Source organism: Yinghuangia seranimata (assembly GCF_029953285.1).
GTDB classification, from domain to species: Bacteria; Actinomycetota; Actinomycetes; order Streptomycetales; family Streptomycetaceae; genus Yinghuangia; species Yinghuangia seranimata.
Map to the genome: position 1 here is coordinate 314,234 of NZ_JASAOI010000002.1, position 16,221 is coordinate 330,454.

General features: G+C 72.4%; 13 protein-coding genes. 6 read left to right on the plus strand and 7 right to left on the minus strand.

Features of this window, described 5'->3' with window-relative positions; translation table 11 throughout:
• Nucleotides 1-95: 95 nt before the first annotated feature.
• Nucleotides 96-308 (minus strand): hypothetical protein, encoded by a 213-nt coding sequence (locus tag QI554_RS01620; protein WP_281464939.1) that lies wholly within the window; start codon nucleotides 306-308, stop codon nucleotides 96-98.
• Between the two features lie 345 nt (nucleotides 309-653).
• On the opposite strand from QI554_RS01620, the gene QI554_RS01625 reads away from it, so the two are divergent.
• Nucleotides 654-3,149, plus strand: a complete 2,496-nt coding sequence (locus tag QI554_RS01625; protein ID WP_281464941.1) for an ATP-dependent Clp protease ATP-binding subunit — start codon at nucleotides 654-656, stop codon at nucleotides 3,147-3,149.
• Here QI554_RS01625 and QI554_RS01630 read toward each other — a convergent pair.
• Nucleotides 3,146-5,113 (minus strand): serine/threonine-protein kinase, encoded by a 1,968-nt coding sequence (locus tag QI554_RS01630; RefSeq protein WP_281464943.1) that lies wholly within the window; start codon nucleotides 5,111-5,113, stop codon nucleotides 3,146-3,148. The genes QI554_RS01625 and QI554_RS01630 overlap by 4 nt on opposite strands.
• Before the next feature lie 470 nt (nucleotides 5,114-5,583).
• On the opposite strand from QI554_RS01630, the gene QI554_RS01635 reads away from it, so the two are divergent.
• Nucleotides 5,584-6,843, plus strand: coding sequence for a sensor histidine kinase (locus QI554_RS01635; RefSeq protein WP_281464945.1), 1,260 nt, complete (start codon nucleotides 5,584-5,586; stop codon nucleotides 6,841-6,843).
• Complete coding sequence (locus QI554_RS01640) at nucleotides 6,828-7,475, plus strand: response regulator transcription factor (protein WP_281464946.1); 648 nt, start codon at nucleotides 6,828-6,830, stop codon at nucleotides 7,473-7,475. Before QI554_RS01635 ends, QI554_RS01640 begins: the two co-directional genes overlap by 16 nt.
• A gap of 149 nt (nucleotides 7,476-7,624) precedes the next feature.
• Here QI554_RS01640 and QI554_RS01645 read toward each other — a convergent pair whose 3' ends face one another.
• From QI554_RS01645 to QI554_RS01660, 4 genes are all read right to left on the minus strand, one after another.
• Entirely contained in the window at nucleotides 7,625-8,554 is a 930-nt protein-coding gene (locus QI554_RS01645) for an RNA polymerase sigma-70 factor (protein WP_281464947.1), read from the minus strand.
• A 122-nt stretch (nucleotides 8,555-8,676) separates the two neighbouring features.
• The gene (locus QI554_RS01650) at nucleotides 8,677-9,150 is read right to left on the minus strand and encodes a carboxymuconolactone decarboxylase family protein (RefSeq protein WP_281464948.1); all 474 of its coding nucleotides are present in this window, start codon (nucleotides 9,148-9,150) and stop codon (nucleotides 8,677-8,679) included.
• A gap of 103 nt (nucleotides 9,151-9,253) precedes the next feature.
• Complete coding sequence (locus QI554_RS01655) at nucleotides 9,254-9,886, minus strand: LysE family translocator (protein WP_281464950.1); 633 nt, start codon at nucleotides 9,884-9,886, stop codon at nucleotides 9,254-9,256.
• Nucleotides 9,887-9,955: 69 nt separating this feature from the next.
• Nucleotides 9,956-10,747, minus strand: coding sequence for a class I SAM-dependent methyltransferase (locus QI554_RS01660; RefSeq protein WP_281464952.1), 792 nt, complete (start codon nucleotides 10,745-10,747; stop codon nucleotides 9,956-9,958).
• 66 nt (nucleotides 10,748-10,813) lie between these two features.
• Here QI554_RS01660 and QI554_RS01665 point away from each other — a divergent pair, with 66 nt between their 5' ends.
• Nucleotides 10,814-12,250 carry a pyridoxal phosphate-dependent decarboxylase family protein gene (locus QI554_RS01665; protein WP_281464954.1) on the plus strand — a complete coding sequence of 479 codons (1,437 nt, stop codon included), beginning with the start codon at nucleotides 10,814-10,816 and terminating at the stop codon, nucleotides 12,248-12,250.
• Nucleotides 12,251-12,361: 111 nt separating this feature from the next.
• Here QI554_RS01665 and rox read toward each other — a convergent pair whose 3' ends face one another.
• Nucleotides 12,362-13,798 (minus strand): rifampin monooxygenase, encoded by a 1,437-nt coding sequence (gene rox / locus QI554_RS01670; protein WP_281464956.1) that lies wholly within the window; start codon nucleotides 13,796-13,798, stop codon nucleotides 12,362-12,364.
• Between the two features lie 308 nt (nucleotides 13,799-14,106).
• On the opposite strand from rox, the gene QI554_RS01675 reads away from it, so the two are divergent.
• Nucleotides 14,107-15,435: a sensor histidine kinase gene (locus QI554_RS01675; protein WP_281464958.1), complete on the plus strand. Its 1,329-nt coding sequence runs from the start codon at nucleotides 14,107-14,109 to the stop codon at nucleotides 15,433-15,435.
• 3 nt (nucleotides 15,436-15,438) lie between these two features.
• The gene (locus QI554_RS01680) at nucleotides 15,439-16,086 is read left to right on the plus strand and encodes a response regulator (RefSeq protein WP_281464960.1); all 648 of its coding nucleotides are present in this window, start codon (nucleotides 15,439-15,441) and stop codon (nucleotides 16,084-16,086) included.
• Nucleotides 16,087-16,221: the final 135 nt, after the last annotated feature.

Sequence of the window (16,221 nt, forward strand, 5' to 3'; positions counted from 1 at the left end):
GCATGCGGCACCTCACGAGCCGTTCCGCGTCGATCGCACTGGCGTTCGTCCAGGCCCGGCGGCGTGCGGCGGCGCGTGTGCCCCAGCCGTCGTGGTTACGTGCCGGAGGGGGCCGGGCCCGCCGCCAGCAGGTTGCCGTAGGCCGCTAGGCATTCGGCGCAGGGCGGGGCGTCGGCGCCGTCGTCCTGGGCGGTGGTGACGGCCGGCTCGATCGGGAGGCCGCACAACGGTGTGACCGCTCCGGTCGGGGTGATGTGCCAGGCGCGGGGCTGGGCGTCGCTGCCTGTGTGGAGTCGCATCTCGTGCATCGCCGGCGTCCCTTCCGGTGGAACGGCATACCCATCCGCAGGCTATGCCGGGTCGGCCCGGTCGGCACCCGCTGGACGGGGCCGTCCGCGTGTCGGCGGGGCGTCACCTGGCCGGCGGATGGTGAACGGTCACCCGTTCGCCGTAGTGGCGGGTCGGTGGGGGTGGCGTGCGGCGGCGTCGGCACGGTTGGTGTGGGGGCGTTGCGGGGGCGGGCCCAGGGGGTGCGCGAGGTGGCGGCGGACCGGGCGGGTCACCCGTGCTGGCTAGCCCGGTGCCTGTGCCTTTGCGGGACCTTGCGGCGGTTGTTGGACTGAAATCCTGTTCCGGCACTGGAGGCCCGCGCCATGTCCGTCCCCTCGTACGGCTCCTTCGGCCCGTCCGACCCGTTCGGCGACCTGCTCAACCGGTTCTTCGGCATGTCGCCCGCGGCGTCGCCGCCGGCCGTGCAGCGGGTGCCGATCGGCAAGCTGCTGACCGAGTCGGCGCGCGAGCTGCTCGCGCGGGCCTCCGCCAAGGCCGAGGAGGACGGCGGGTCGGACCTGGACACCGAGCACCTGCTGTGGGCCGCCACGCAGACCGAGCCCACGCGGACCCTGCTGGACAAGGTCGGCGCAGACCCGGACCGGCTCGCGCGCGACCTCGCAGACGTGCTGCCGCGCGAGGGCGGCGTTCCGTCCGCGCAGCCCGGCCTCACCCCGGCGGCCAAGCGCGTGCTCATCGGCTCGCACGCCCTCTCGCGGGCCTCGGGCGGCACGTACGTCGGCGGCGAGCACATCCTCGGCGCGCTGCTCGGCGACCCCGACACCGGCGCGGCCAAGCTGCTCAAGGCCCGCGGCGTCGACACCGACGCGCTGGCCTCCGGCGTCGCGCGGGTCGCCCGCGGGGAGGGCGCGCCGCAGCCGCCCGAAGAGTCCGACACGCCGACCCTCGACGAGTTCGGCCGCGACCTGACCGAGGACGCCCGCGCCGGACGCCTCGACCCCGTGGTCGGCCGCGCCGAGGAGATCGAACAGACCGTCGAGATCCTGTCCCGGCGCAGCAAGAACAACCCGGTGCTCATCGGCGAGCCCGGCGTCGGCAAGACCGCGATCGTCGAGGGCCTCGCGCAGCGCATCGTGTCCGGCGACGTCCCGCAGCCGCTCAAGGACAAGCGCGTCGTCGCGCTCGACCTGCCGGGCCTGGTGGCCGGCTCGAAGTACCGCGGCGAGTTCGAGGAGCGCCTGAAGAAGGTCATCGACGAGGTCAAGGCCGCCGAGCACTCCACCATCCTGTTCATCGACGAACTCCACACCGTCGTCGGCGCGGGCGCCGGCGGCGAGGGCGCGATGGACGCCGGGAACATGCTCAAGCCCGCCCTGGCCCGCGGCGAACTGCACGCGGTCGGCGCGACCACCCTCGACGAGTACCGCAGGTACATCGAGAAGGACGCCGCGCTGGAACGCCGCTTCCAGCCCGTCCTGATCCCCGAGCCGTCCGTCGACGAGACCATCCAGATCCTCGAAGGGCTGCGCGACGCCTACGAGGCCCACCACCAGGTGCGCTTCACCGACGAGGCGCTGGTCGCCGCCGCCGAGCTGTCCGACCGCTACATCAGCGACCGGTTCCTGCCCGACAAGGCGATCGACCTGATGGACCAGGCCGGCGCCCGCGTCCGGCTGGCCTCGTTGGGCCGCAGCACGGCGGAGGCCGACCGCGAGGACGAACTCGCCACGCTGCGGCGCGAGAAGGACGAGGCCGTCGCCGCCGAGGACTTCGAACGCGCGGGCGAGATCAAGGGGCGGATCGCCGAGATCGAGGGCACGTCGGCCGGCGTCGAGGAACGCCGCGAGGGCGTCGCCGCGGTGCGGGAGGCCGACATCGCCGAGGTGCTGTCCCGCAAGACCGGCATCCCCGTCGCGCAACTGACCCAGAACGAGAAGGAACGCCTCCTCAGGCTCGAGGACGCCCTCCACGAACGGGTCGTCGGCCAGGACGAGGCCGTCGTCGCCGTCGCCCAGGCGGTGCGCCGCTCACGCGCGGGCATGGGCGACCCGGACCGCCCCGTCGGGTCGTTCCTCTTCCTCGGCCCCACCGGCGTCGGCAAGACCGAGCTCGCCAAGGCCCTCGCCGGAGTGCTCTTCGGCGACGAGAACCGCATGATCCGCTTCGACATGAGCGAGTTCCAGGAGAAGCACACCGTCTCCCGGCTCATCGGCGCCCCGCCCGGATACATCGGACACGACGAGGCCGGGCAGCTCACCGAGAAGGTCCGCCGCCACCCCTACAGCGTGCTGCTCTTCGACGAGGTCGAGAAGGCCCACCCGGACGTGTTCAACGCACTGCTCCAGGTCCTCGACGACGGCCGCCTGACGGACGCAAAGGGCCGCACCGTCGACTTCCGCAACACCGTCGTCATCATGACCAGCAACATCGGCGCGCACCGCATCCTCGTCCACCACGGCGACGTCAGCGAGATCCGCGACGACCTCATGAGCGACCTGCACGCCCGGTTCCCACCGGAGTTCCTCAACCGCATCGACGAGATCATCGTCTTCCACGGCCTCGACAAGGACGACCTCGCCGAGATCGTCGGCCTGCTGCTCGACGGCAGCCGCCGCCGGCTCCGCGCGCAGAGCCTCGAACTGCGCGTCACCGACGCCGCGAAGGACCTCCTCGTCACCCTCGGCCACAAGCCGGAGTTCGGCGCCCGGCCGCTGCGCCGCACGATCCAGACCGAACTCGACAACCGCGTCGCGAACCTGCTGCTCGGCGGGGAGGCCCTGCCGGGCGACGAGATCGTCGCCGACGCGAAGGACGGCGAGATCGTGTGCTCGATCGGACGGCCGGAGCCCTCGCTCTAGGCGACCTTCGCGCAGATGAGGCGGCCGTCCCACGCCGTCCACGAATACGAGTAGTGGTTGGGCACGCTCGGGCACGAACTGGTGGTGGTGCCCGCCGCGTACACCGCGGTGATCTGCATGATGTAGTCGAACGCGACCGGTACCTTGTCGGCGCTGCAGTTCCACACGGTCATCAGGTTTGCGGAACCCACCGTGTCGCCCGACTTCTCCGCGAGGAAGCACTGGCCAGAGCGGAACTGGCGTTCCACGCACAGGGCGGTCGTCGATATGTCGTCGTTGACGTGCCACCACACCGACTGCCCTGCGCCGGCCGCACACGCGCCCGAGCTCGAACGGACGGACGAGACGCGCAGGTACGCGTTCGCGCCGCCGCAGCTGACGTCGTTCGGGACGCTGCTGCTCCACTTGCCGTAGCCGTCCGAGTAGGCGTCGAGGCAGTCGCCCGCGGAGATTGCGGCGAACGCCTTGTCCTCGGAACTCTGGGTGCGGGCGGGGGTGGTGCGGGGGGCGGCGCCGCCGCCGCTGGTGCTGCTGCTGCCTCCGCTGCTGCCGCTCCCGCCGGTGCCGTAGGCGTTGCTGCCGGACGACGAACTGCCGGACGTGGAGCTGCCGGAGGTGGAGCCGCCGGACGTGGAGCCGCCGCTGGTCAGGCCGGAGCTGGCGTAGCTGTAGGGCGACCGCGTGGACGAGGTGTTGCTCTTGTTGCTGTCGTCGCCACGGCTCCAGGGGTGCCAGATGACGAGCCCGATGACGGCGAGGATCACGAGCATGACGCCCCAGCCGTCGTCGGACTTGTTCTTCGGCGGTTCGGTTTTTTTCGGCGGTTCCGCCTTCGGGGGCTCCTTCTTCGGCGCTTCGGCCTTCGGTGCCTCCGCCTTCAGCGGCACCCGCTTCGCCGACGCCTTCTTCGCCGCGTCCTTCTTCGCCGGCTCCTTCTTCGGCGTCTCGTCCTGCTTCGGTGCCCTCTTCTTCGGCTCCGGCGGCTTCCTATCCTGCTTCGGCGGCTTGCCGACACGCGTCCCCGCCTGCACGGTCTCCATGAACCGCTCGGGGTTGTCGGCCAGTTCGCGGCCGTGCTTGGCGTACTCCTCGATGAGGTCGCTCCACCGGCCCGGCAGCCAGCGGTCGCCGCCCAGCGACGTCGGCGCGCGGTCGAGGTCGCGGGCGAAGTAGTCGAGGAGGTCGCGCGGTCCGGGGCGGTCGTTGGGGTCGCGCGCCAGGCACGCGCTGATCAGCGGGTACAGCTCCTGGGGCAGGCCGTCGAGCTGGACGTCGGCGGTCCGCACGTACTCGAGGAGCCGGAACATGTCGCTCTCGTCGGCGTACGGCGGGCGGCCCACGGCGGTGTAGAACAGCGTGGCGCCCAGCGAGTACACGTCGGACGCCTCGGTGGACGGCTGCCCGACGGACTGCTCGGGCGAGGTGAACGCGATCGTGCCGAGGGTCAGGGCCGTGCGGGTCATGTCCGTCGCGTGCGAGATCCCGAAGTCGATCAGGCGCGGACCGTTCAGCGGCAGCAGGATGTTCTGCGGCTTGACGTCGCGGTGCACCACGCCTTCGTCGTGCAGCGCGATCAGCGCGCGGGCCGTCCCGGCGGCCGTCCACCTCACGGCCGACGCGGGCAACTTCCCGGCGAAACGGACGAGTTCGGTGAGCGGCGGCGCGGCGATGTAGTCGATGGCCATCCACGGCCGGCGGGCGTCCGGGTCGGCGTCGCGTACGCGCGCCGTGAACGGGCTGTCGACCCGCCGTGCGAGGGCGACTTCGCGGGCGAAGCGCCGCCGGTCGGTGTCGGCGACGTCGCCTTCCGTGAGCAGTGTCTTGACCGCCGCGAGCGAGCCGTCCGTCGAACGCGCAAGATAGACACGCCCCATGCCGCCCGCGCCGAGCCGGCCGAGCAGTCGGTAGGTGCCGAGTCGCACCGGATCGGCGGCGTCGAGTGGTGTGATCCCGTTTACGGCCATGCAGTGTTGCCCCCGTGGTCCATCTACGCCGCGCGACGTCCTGAAACGGTTCTCCGCGGCGTTGTTCAGCATGTCGGCAACTCGGCGGCTGAATCAACGGGTTGATTCACTTGATGCGGCGCCCCCTCACCCTGTATGGGGCTCTGGCGATGCGACAGGTCACGCCGTCGGCAACACACCGACTTCGCGGTTGGCGTTCGCGGCGGGAACCGGCCATGATTACGAACCTCCGCCAAGTCCCGGCGGAGGCTCAGGCCTTGCCGCGACGACGGGGGTGTCGCGGCAAGGCCTTCCCTCCGGGCCTCCGTCCGAGGTCCGCGTCGCCGAGGTCCGTTCGCCCCCCGCACGCCGCGTGTCGGTCTGGGCGCACAACCCGGTAGGGCTATCCCCACTCCCGGCCTGACCAGGCCCTTTCCGCCTACCGGACGGTGCACAGTAGGGGCAGCGAACGGGAAGCGGAGGAATGCGGCATGAAGCAGCTGGGTGCGTGGGCGACGCGGGTCGGGATGGGCTTCGTCCGGACGTGCGTCGTCGCGGGCGTCGGCCTGGCGGTCCCGGCGGTGTGGGCGGGCGCCGTGGCGTGGGGGATCGCGTGGGGTGCCCAGAACCCGTGGTCGTGGCTGATGCCGGTCGTGCTGGTGTGCGTCGGGACGCTCGCGCTGTCCCGACCGGTGTGCCAGGCCGTCCGGGCCCTCGTCGCGCGGTGGACCGGCACCGCCGTCCCCGGCGGATACATGAAGGCCGCGCCCGTCACGCGGATGGCCACCGGCTTCTGGTGGAACGGCTTCGGCTACGAACGCACCCGCCGCGACGCGCTGATGGACCAGCGGTGGCGGCTGTGGGCGAAGGACCCAGCCACGTGGCGCGACCTGAGGTTCACAGCGGTCCTGCCGTTCACGGCGGGCGTCGTCGCGGCGGTGCCCCCGGCGGGGGCGGCCGTCGCCGTCGTCGGCCTGAGCTCGTCGGGCGCGGGGGCCCGCGTCGCAGGAGCCCTCGGCCTGGTCGCCGCCGTCGCCGCCTCGCCCTACGCGTGGCGCGTCCTCGAGCGGGTCGCCGTCCGGCTCCTGCGCCCGTCGCGGTCGATGGCCCTAGCCGAGCGGGTGGACGAACTCACCGCGCGGCGCGCCGACACCACCATCGCGCAGGCCGCCGAGATCCGCCGCATCGAACGCGACCTGCACGACGGCGCGCAGGCCCGCCTCGTGGCCCTCGGCATGTCCCTCGCGACCGCCCAGAAGCTCATGGACAAGGACCCCGACCAGGCCCGCGCCCTGATGCGCGACGCGCAGGCCGGCGCCACCGCGTCCCTCGCCGAACTCCGGGACCTGATCCGGGGCATCAGCCCGCCGGTGCTCAACGAGCGCGGCCTCGCCGAGGCGGTGCGGGCGCTCGCGCTCGACGTCCCGCTCGACGTGGCGGTCAGCGCGGAGGAGGACCTGCGCCTCGACCCGCCGGTCGAGGCCGCCGTCTACTTCGGCGTCGCGGAACTGCTGACCAACGCGGTCAAGCACGCGCGGGCGTCGCGGGCCCGCGTCGTCCTCGGCCGCGACCACGACGGCCTCGTCGTCGACGTCGAGGACGACGGCCGCGGCGGCGCCGACCTCCGCCCCGGCGGCGGGCTCGCCGGACTGCGGCGCCGGCTCGCGGCGTTCGACGGCACCCTGGAGATCACCAGCCCGCCGGGCGGACCGACGCGTGCGAGGATGACCGTGCCATGCGAATCCTTGTAGCCGAAGACCTCTACCTCCTGCGCGACGGGATGGTCCGCCTCATCGAAGCCTGCGGCCACGAGGTCGTCGCCACGGCCGCCACGGGGCCCGAGACGCTCGAAGCGCTCCGCACGTGGCGCCCCGACGTCTCCGTCATCGACGTCCGCATGCCGCCGAACCAGACCGACGAGGGCCTCCGCGCCGCGCTCGCCGCCCGCGCCGAAACCCCCGGCCTGCCGGTGCTCATCCTGTCCCAGCACGTCGAACAGCTCTACGCCCGCGAGCTCCTCGCCGACGGCACCGGCGGCGTCGGCTACCTGCTGAAGGAAAGCGTCTTCGACGCCGACCAGTTCATCGGCTCCCTCGAACGCGTCGCGGCCGGCGGCACCGCGATGGACCCGGCCGTCATCGCCAGACTCCTCACCAGCGGCACCGGCAACGCCGCCCTCGACAAACTCAGCGAGCGCGAGTACGAGGTCCTGGGCCTGATGGCCGAAGGCCTCTCCAACAAGGCCATCGGCCGCCGCCTCTTCCTCAGCGAGAGCGCCGTCGGCAAGTACACGACGTCGATGTTCACCAAACTCGGCCTCGCGGACGACGACGACACCAACCGCCGCGTCCGCGCGGTACTCACCTACCTGAACGGCGCGTAGGGTTCGGCCGGACCGGCTTCCCTGACGCCCCGTTACCGTGATCGCGCTGGACGACACGCGCCGGCGGCTGACCGCGCACGACGCCAAGCGAAGGCCGCCCGGCCGCAACACCCACGGCATCCGGGTGTGGAAGGTCTCCTGACCCGCCGTCACACTCCGCTGGCGTCGCGGCGGGCCTCTTTCAGCTCGTCGTTGACGGCCCACGCGTCGCCGACCGGGCCGAGGTGGCTGAGCTTGTCGGGGTTGCTGACGCCGCGGACGGCCTGGATCCGGTTGTCGCGGATGTCGAGGGCCATCGTCTGGAGGATCCTGCCGTCGCGGTCGCGGAAGATCGCGCCGGGCTGGCCGTTGATCTCGTGCGGCTCGATGGCGGCCTCGATGCTGAGCAGCAGCGGGATGACCGTGCCGAGCAGGCGGGCCACGTTCTCGGCGCCGAGGACGGGGCGGGCGAAGCGCGGGGTCTTGCCGCCGCTGTCGCCGACGAGTTGGGCGTCGGCGGCCAGCAGGTCGCGCAGGCCGGCGACGTCGCCGTTCTTCATCGCGTCGAAGAACCGGGTGGCCAGCTCCTGGCGTTCCGTGCGGTCGGCCTCGAAACGCGGCCGGCCGTCCTGCATGTGGCGGCGGGCGCGCACGAGCAGTTGGCGGCACGCCGCCTCCGAGCGCCCGACCGCGGCGGCGATCTCGTCGAAGCCGAACGCGAAGACCTCGCGGAGCACGAACACCGCGCGCTCCAGCGGGCTGAGCCGCTCCAGGAGCAGCAGTGCAGCCATCGACAGCGAGTCGGCCAGCTCGGCCGAACGCTCGGGGTCCTGGTACGGGTCGCTCAGCAGCGGCTCGGGGAACCACGGGCCGACGTACTCCTCGCGCCGCACGCGCGCCGAGCGCAGCACGTCGATGGAGATCCGCGTGACGGCGGCGGAGAGGTAGGCCTTCGGCGACACCGGCCGGGTCGCCGTGCCGTCGTAGCGCAGCCACGTCTCCTGCACCGCGTCCTCGGCCTCGGCCACGCCGCCGAGGATGCGGTAGGCGATGGAGAACAGCAGCGGCCGCAGTTCCTCGAACTCCTCGACCTTGCTCACGCCGGATCCCGTTCCTTGAGGTTGCGCCGTCCGGCCGTGGGGGCGGCACGGACGCCTACGAAGATCATCTCGGATCCGCGGCCCGGGGCCGCGTTCGGCCCCGGACCGCGGATCGTGCCAGGTCAGTGGAACCGGCCGGGCTCGTAGCCGCCGACCGGCTGATGCGTGACCACGTTCAGCCGGTTCGCCATGTTCATGAAGCAGACCAGGAGGACCAGCGCGGCGAGCTGCTCCTCGTCGTAGTGCTTCGCGGCGTTGTCCCACACCTCGTCGCTGACGCCGCCGGCGCCGTCCGCGACCCGGGTGGCCTCTTCCGCCAGCTCGAGCGCGGCGCGCTCGGCGTCGGTGAACATCGGGGCCTCGCGCCACGCCGCGACCATGTGCAGCCGCACCGCGGTCTCGCCGGCCGCCTCGCCCTCCTTGACGTGCATGTCGATGCACGCCGCGCAGCCGTTGATCTGGCTGACGCGCAGGGAGACCAGCTCGCGCGTCGTGGCGGGCAGCGGGGACTCCATGATGCTCTTGCCGATCGCCATGCCGTACTTGAGGGTCTTGCCGGCGGTCGGGATGGCGAAGAAGTCCAGTCGCGGGCTCATGGCGTGCTCCTTGGTGGTCGTTCGAGGCTTACAACCACGAGACGGGGCAGCCCGGCCGCCAGTGACATGGCGCGGGTGTGACCTGGGTCTCCCCGGGCGGCCGTCAGTCGCTCATGGCCAGCCGCAGCCCGAAGCCGGCGATGATCGTGCCGGTCACGCGGTCGAGGACGCGGCGCGCGGCGGGCTTGGCCAGCTGGTGGCGGATCACCCGCGCGAAGCCGATCAGCACCGCCGACCAGACCAGACCGAGCACGATGTGAATGGACGTCAGCAGCACGCCGAAGGCCAGGTGCGGGGCGCCCGGCGGGATGAACTGCGGGAGCATCGCCACGTAGACCACGCCGACCTTGGGGTTGAGCAGGTTCGTCAGCGCGCCCCGCCGCCACGCGGTCAACAGGCCGCCCGGCGCGGCGGCTTCGGCCGTGGCGTCGGCCAGGGGGACGCGGCGCCAGGTGTCGTACAGCATCCGCGCGCCCATCCACACCAGGTACGCGGCGCCCACCCAGCGCAGCACGGTGTACGCCAGCTGCGACGCCGTCAGCAGCGCGGTGATTCCGAGGGACGTGAGCACGCCCCAGGTGAGGGTGCCCGTCTGTATGCCCAGGACCACGCCCCAGGCCTGGCGCCGGTTGCCCAGCGCCGATGTGCGCAATATCAGTGCGGTGTCCAGGCCGGGGCTGAGTGTCAGCAGGGCGGCGACGAGGGTGAATGACCACAGGGCGGTTGCGATAGTCATGCGCCCAACGTAGTCGCGGGGGAGGGGTCGGCCGAGGTCGGGCCGGACCCTCTTCCCGTGCCGTCGGCGTCAGCTCTCCGGGCGTCGCGCGTACGCCGTGAACGACGGCGCGAAGAACGTCGCCGGCCCGGTCATCGCGTTGTACGCAGCGTCCCACCGGGCGATGTCCTCCGCCGACGCCAGCCCGTCCTCCACCATCGCGTCCCGCGCCGCCCACGCCGGCCCGCGCATGCCCGGCGGCGGGTTGACGACGTCGATCCGCCCCTGGAAGTAGGCGAGTTCGAGCCCCGCCGCGGTGAGCAGCCGGTCGAGCTTGGCGCCGATCTCCAGGTCGTTTCCGCGGCGGCGGTGGAACTCGCGGTAGCGGTCGTGGAGTTCGTTGACGGCCGGGTCGATCGGCGCGCGGAACCTCAGGTAGGCGGCGTCGACGTCGGTGAGGTAGACGGAGCCGCCGGGGCGGACGAGTCCGGCGAGGTGGTCGACGATCTCCTGCTCGTGACCGCCGTTGTGGGCCAGCACGTGCCGGAGCATGACCAGGTCGAACGTCCCCGCGGGCAGTCCGGTCGCCGTCGCAGGGGCGTTCACGGTCGTGACCGCGGCGCCCTCCTTGTCGGCCAGCGCCCGCGCTATGGCCAGCGCCTGCGGGTCGCGGTCGACGGCCCACACCTCGCCGCCCGGCGCGGTCAGCGCGGCGAGGCGCACCGACACCGCACCGGGCCCGCAGCCCACGTCCGCGACACGAGCGCCGGGCACCGCGCCCGCGTCGGTCCACAGGTGGCGCTCGGCCCGTTCGGCGCTGTCGGCCATGATCCGGTAGCGGGCGACCTCGGCGTCGCTGAGGGTGAGGGCGTAGTCGGCCATGCTCCAGTGTGGCCGCCGCGCGCGAACGCCGTGGTGCCGACGCGCCGGTGCTGGTTGACTGCCGCCGTGACCGATCCGCTCCACGACCGCGACACCGCCGAAGCCGCGCTGGAGAGGGTGTTCCGCGCCGTCGGCCCGTACCTGGACGCACTGCCCGAACGTCTCGTCCACGACCGCTCCGCCGACCGGCTGCTGGACGAACTCGGCGGGCCGCTCCCGGAGAAGGGCCTCGGCAGCCTGGACAGCGTCGACGAACTGTTGCGCGTCGGCACGCGCGCCGCGACGCACTCGACCGGGCCGCGGTTCTTCCACCTCGTCGTCGGCGGCGCCACCCCGGCCGCGACCGCCGCCGACTGGACGGCGTCGCTGCTCGACCAGGCGGGCGGCCTGCAGATCAGCTCGCCGCTCGCCGCGCGCGTGGAGACCGTCGCGCTCGGCTGGCTCAAGGAACTGTTCGGGCTCCCCGCCTCGTACGGCGGCGTCATCACCCCGAGCGCGACCCTCGCCCACGTGACCGGACTCGCCTGCGCCCGCACCTGGTGGGGCGACCGGCACGGCGTCGACGTCGCCGGGCAGGGGCTGGCCGGCCTGCCCGCCATGCCGGTCTTCAGCAGCGGGCTCGTCCACCCCACCAGCCGCAAGGCGCTCCAGGTGCTCGGCTGCGGACGCGACACCCTGCGCACCTTCGCGCGCGACGACGCCGGGCGTGTCGACCTGCCGGCCCTCGAGGCGGCACTCGCGGACCTCGACGGAGCGCCCGCCGTCATCGTGGGCAACCTCGGCGACGTGTACGCGGGCGAATGCGACCCGCTGGACGCCTTCGCCGACCTCGCCGAGCGGTACGGCGCGTGGCTCCACGTCGACGGCGCGTTCGGCATGTTCGCGACGCTCTCGCCGCGCACGGCGCACCTGGCCGCAGGCGTCGAACGGGCGCACTCCATTACGGCCGACGGGCACAAGTGGCTCAACGTCCCCTACGACTGCGGCTTCTCCTTCGTCCGCGAACGCGCTTACCAAACACGGACGTTCGGCCCCTGGGGCGTCTCCTACCTGCCCGAGGCCGACGGCCGCGACCCCGACTACAACACCCTCGGCCCGGAGTCCTCGCGCCGGGCCCGCGCCCTGCCGGTGTGGGCGACCCTGCGCGCGTACGGCCGCGACGGCCACCGCGCGATGGTCGAACGCCACCTCGACGTCGCCGACCACCTCGGCGGCCTCCTCGACGCCGAGCCCGACTTCGAACTCCTGGCGCCGCCGCAGCTGTGCATCGTCAGCTTCCGCTACCGGCCCGAGGGTGTGGCGGAGGAGCACCTCGACGAGCTGAACTCCCGTCTGAACGAGGCGATCCTGCGCGACGGGCGGGTCTACGTCGGCAACGCGACCTACCGCGGCGTGCGCGGCCTGCGGTGCGCGATCGTCAACTGGCGCACGACCCGCGAGGACGCGGAGCTGCTGGTCCGCGTCCTGCGCGAGCTGACCGCGGAGCTCGCCGGCCGAGCGTGAAGGCCGAGCGTGAAGGCCGAGCGTGAAGGCCGAGCTCGAACGCGGTGCGGGTGCGAAGGCCGGCTCGGCGGTTCGCGCTGTAGGTCCTTCCTGCGGGCCCCGGCCGCGTGTTCACAGGACCGGCTCGCCGAACCACCTGCGCAACTGTCCGTCCAGCTCCGCCTGGTCCTCGCCGACCCAGGCCACGTAGCCGTCCGGGCGCAGCAGCGCGGCGGGCACGTCCAGCGCGTCGAGTTCCTCACCGCCGTCGACGACATGGTCGACCCGGTCCGCCCAGCCCGCCGCCGAGAGACCGCCGGTCGGGTCGAGCAGCAGCCCGCGGCCGCCGTGCGTCAGGTCGTAGAGGCGGCCCCGCTTCAGCTCCACGTCACGCAGCCGCCGGCCGAGCAGTTCGTGTCCCTCGCCGAAGTCGTAGCGGATGCTGACAGCGGTGACCTTCTCGATCAGGTACCGGTTGACCTCCTCGAAGTCCATCAGCTCCGACAGCACCCGGCGGACCGCCTGGATGCCGGGCTCGGGGGACAGCAGCTGCATCTGCGCGCGCGTGTTGTCCAATACGGCCGCGGCCACCGGGTGCCGTTCGGCGTGGTAGGTGTCCAGTAGCCCCTCGGGAGCCCAACCGCGGACCTCGGCGGCCAGCTTCCAGCCGAGGTTGAACGCGTCCTGGACACCGAGGTTGAGCCCCTGCCCGCCGGTCGGCGGATGGATGTGCGCCGCGTCGCCGGCCAGCAGAACCCGGCCGGTCCGGTATCGCTCGGCCAGCCGCGTGGCGTCGCCGAAACGGGACAGCCAGCGCGGCGAGTGCACGCCGAAGTCGGTGCCGGCGAAAGCCCGCAGCTGCGTCTTGAACTCCTCCAAGGTCGGTGCGACCGCGCGGTCCTCGGCGACCCCCTCTGCGGGCACGATGACCCGGTACAGGCCGTCCTCCATCGGCATCGCCCCGAACCGGTGCTGGGTCTTGCGGACCTCGGCCACGCCGGCCGCCAGCTCCTCCGGCGAGACACCCGCCTCCATCACGCCCAGCAGCGTCTCGGTCCTGGAGGGCTCACCGGGGAAGCCGACGCCGAGCAGCTTGCGCACCCTGCTGCGGCCGCCGTCGCAGCCGACGAGGTAGCGCGAGCGCAGCCGTGTGCCGTCGGCGAGTTCGGCCGTCACCTCGTGGTCGTCCTGGCCGAGGCCGACAAGTTCGCACTCACGGCGGATCTCGGTGCCGAGTTCGACGGCGTGCTCGGTCAGCAGGCGCTCGGTGACCTCCTGCGGGATGTGGAGGACGTACGAGTGCGCGGTGTCCATGTGTTCGGGCCACGTCCTGCCCAGCCCGGCGAAGAAACCGCCGACCCTGAACTGCGTGCCCAGGGCGAGGAACCGGTCCAGCAGGCCGCGCTGCGCCATCACCTCGATGCTGCGCACGTGCAGGCCCTGCGCGCGGGACTGCACGGTCGGCTGCGCCTCCTTGTCCAGCACGAGCACGCTGACGCCGTGCAGCCGCAGTTCGGCGGCCAGCATCAGCCCGGTCGGCCCGGCACCGACCACGATCACGTCGAACATCAGATCCCCTGTCCACGAGCTTGAAATCCGGCCGGTCGCCGCGCGATACGTGGCCCATATCTGAACAGAAAGACATGAACTTCGTATCCCGCTTAATTGCCTTGGCTCCGGCGTCGAGGGCTGATTCTGCGCCACCACCTGGGTCTTGCCACAAGGCCCCCGGTGCGCTATAGCTTGAGACAGGCAGGGAGAGGGCCACACACCCCTGCCTTTTCTGTTGCCCGGCGCCGGGGGTGGGGCAGGCCGTACCTCCGCGGCGGGTGCCCGCGCACTGTCGGGCCCCGGACGGCGCCCGACACGATGTACCCATGTCCACGATCACCGCCGCCGACGCCCGCAGGACCGCGAAACGCCTGCTCCTCGAAGCCGTCCACCCGAGAACGCTCAAGCTGCTGCTCTACTCGGCCCTGTCCCTGCCGCTCGGATTCACCCTGGCGTTCGTCATCGGCCTCCTGTTCGCCCTGACCGTGGCCGCGTCGGCCTTCGTGGTCGGCATCCCGCTGCTCGCCGCGGTCGTCATGCTCGGGCGCTCCCAGGGCGGCATCCACCGCACGCTCGCCCGGTGGCTGCTCGACGTCGACGTGCCGCCCCCGCCGCCGCTGCGGACCCGCTCGGGCACGTTCGGCTGGCTCGTGTCCGGCCTCGCCGACGCCACCGGATGGCGCGGGCTGGCATACCTGGTCGTCAAGCTTCCCGTCGCGCTCGCCGGGTTCCTGGCCGGCCTGTTCCTGTACGGGATCGGCGGCCTCTTCGCGAGCTACCCGTTCTGGGGGTGGGCGATCGACAACACCCAGGTCGACTCGCACGGCAAGGAGCACGACTCCGTCGTCTCGTTCGGCGACACCTACGTGGAAGCGTGGTACTGGGTGCTGCTGATGGCCGTCGCCGGCTTCCTCATGCTCGTCGCCGCGCCGTGGATCCTGCGCGGCATCGCCTGGGTCGACGCGTGGCTCATGAAGGTGCTGCTCGGCCCGTCCAAGACCGCCGAGCGCGTCCAGGAGCTGGAGGAGACGCGCGCCATCGCCGTCGACGACTCCGCCGCCCGCCTGCGCCGTATCGAACGCGACCTGCACGATGGCGCGCAGGCCCGCATCGTCGCCCTCGCCATGCACCTCAGCCAGGCACAGGAGCGCCTCGACCCCGACGACGACAGCGTGCCCGTCGACCTCGACAAGGCCCGCAAACACGTCGACACCGCGCTCGGCAACGCCCGCCTCGCCATCAGCGAACTGCGCGACCTGGCCCGCGGCATCCACCCGCCGGCGCTCGACAACGGGCTCGACGACGCGCTGGCCACCCTGGCCGCGGGGAACCCCGTCCCGGTCGACCTGAACGTCGACCTGCGCGAACGGCCTCCCGCCGCCATCGAGACCATCACGTACTTCTGCGTCGCCGAACTCCTCGCCAACGCCACCCGGCACGCCCAGGCGTCGGCCATCCACATAGAAGTACGCCTGCGCGGCGACACCCTGGTCGCGTGGGTCGGCGACGACGGCGTCGGCGGCGCCGCACCGCACAACGGCAGCGGGCTCACGGGACTCGCCGAGCGCGTCCGTACCGTCGACGGAACGCTCACCGTCGACAGCCCGCGCGGCGGCCCCACGCAGGTCACCCTCGAACTGCCGGTACGGTCCTGAGACATGCGCATCGTGATCGCCGAAGACGCGGCCGTCCTCCGGGACGGCCTCGTCCAGTTGCTGACCGACCGAGGGTACGAGGTCCCCGCGGCCGTGCCCGACGCAGACGGCCTGCTGGCCGCCGTCGACGAGCACCGCCCCGACGCGGTCGTCGTGGACATCCGCATGCCCCCCACGCACACCGACGAAGGCCTCCGCGCCGCGATCGAACTGCGCAGGGCCCACCCGGCGATCGGCGTCCTGGTGTTCTCCCAGTACGTCGAGACCCGCTACGCCTCCCGGCTGCTCGCCGAGAACGCCGCCGGCGTCGGCTACCTCCTCAAGGAACGCGTCGTCGACGTCCGCGACTTCGTGGACGCCCTCAAACGCGTCGCGGCAGGCGGCACCGCCCTCGACCCCGAGGTCGTCGGCCAGCTCCTGGCCGCCTCGCGCCGCGCCGAGGCCGGGCTCGAGACCCTGAGCCCGCGCGAACGCGAGGTCCTGGGCCTGATGGCGGAAGGCCGCTCCAACGCCGCCATCGCCAAGCAACTGAGTGTGAGCGACCGGGCGGTGGAGAAGCACGTCGGCGGCATCTTCACCAAGCTCGACCTGCCGCCGTCGGACGAGGACCACCGCAGGGTGATGGCCGTGCTGAAGTATCTGCGAGGCTGACCGCCTCCCCGACGGGTACGTGGCGCCGCGACCTCCCCAGCGGATGCGGCGGCCACATCGACGGGGCGTCTGCCATCCGCGACCGCCCGGCGACGCCGGCGGGGACCGCGCCTTTCACCCGCACGGCGCAGGTTC

Excerpts from the sequence above, each read along its gene's own strand:
- QI554_RS01620 (WP_281464939.1), bottom strand. The coding sequence starts at position 308 with ATGCACGAGATGCGACTCCACACAGGCAGCGACGCCCAGCCCCGCGCC.
- QI554_RS01625 (WP_281464941.1), top strand. The coding sequence starts at position 654 with ATGTCCGTCCCCTCGTACGGCTCCTTCGGCCCGTCCGACCCGTTCGGC.
- QI554_RS01630 (WP_281464943.1), bottom strand. The coding sequence starts at position 5,113 with ATGGCCGTAAACGGGATCACACCACTCGACGCCGCCGATCCGGTGCGA.
- QI554_RS01635 (WP_281464945.1), top strand. The coding sequence starts at position 5,584 with ATGAAGCAGCTGGGTGCGTGGGCGACGCGGGTCGGGATGGGCTTCGTC.
- QI554_RS01640 (WP_281464946.1), top strand. The coding sequence starts at position 6,828 with ATGCGAATCCTTGTAGCCGAAGACCTCTACCTCCTGCGCGACGGGATG.
- QI554_RS01650 (WP_281464948.1), bottom strand. The coding sequence starts at position 9,150 with ATGAGCCCGCGACTGGACTTCTTCGCCATCCCGACCGCCGGCAAGACC.
- QI554_RS01655 (WP_281464950.1), bottom strand. The coding sequence starts at position 9,886 with ATGACTATCGCAACCGCCCTGTGGTCATTCACCCTCGTCGCCGCCCTG.
- QI554_RS01660 (WP_281464952.1), bottom strand. The coding sequence starts at position 10,747 with ATGGCCGACTACGCCCTCACCCTCAGCGACGCCGAGGTCGCCCGCTAC.
- rox (WP_281464956.1), bottom strand. The coding sequence starts at position 13,798 with ATGTTCGACGTGATCGTGGTCGGTGCCGGGCCGACCGGGCTGATGCTG.
- QI554_RS01675 (WP_281464958.1), top strand. The coding sequence starts at position 14,107 with ATGTCCACGATCACCGCCGCCGACGCCCGCAGGACCGCGAAACGCCTG.
- QI554_RS01680 (WP_281464960.1), top strand. The coding sequence starts at position 15,439 with ATGCGCATCGTGATCGCCGAAGACGCGGCCGTCCTCCGGGACGGCCTC.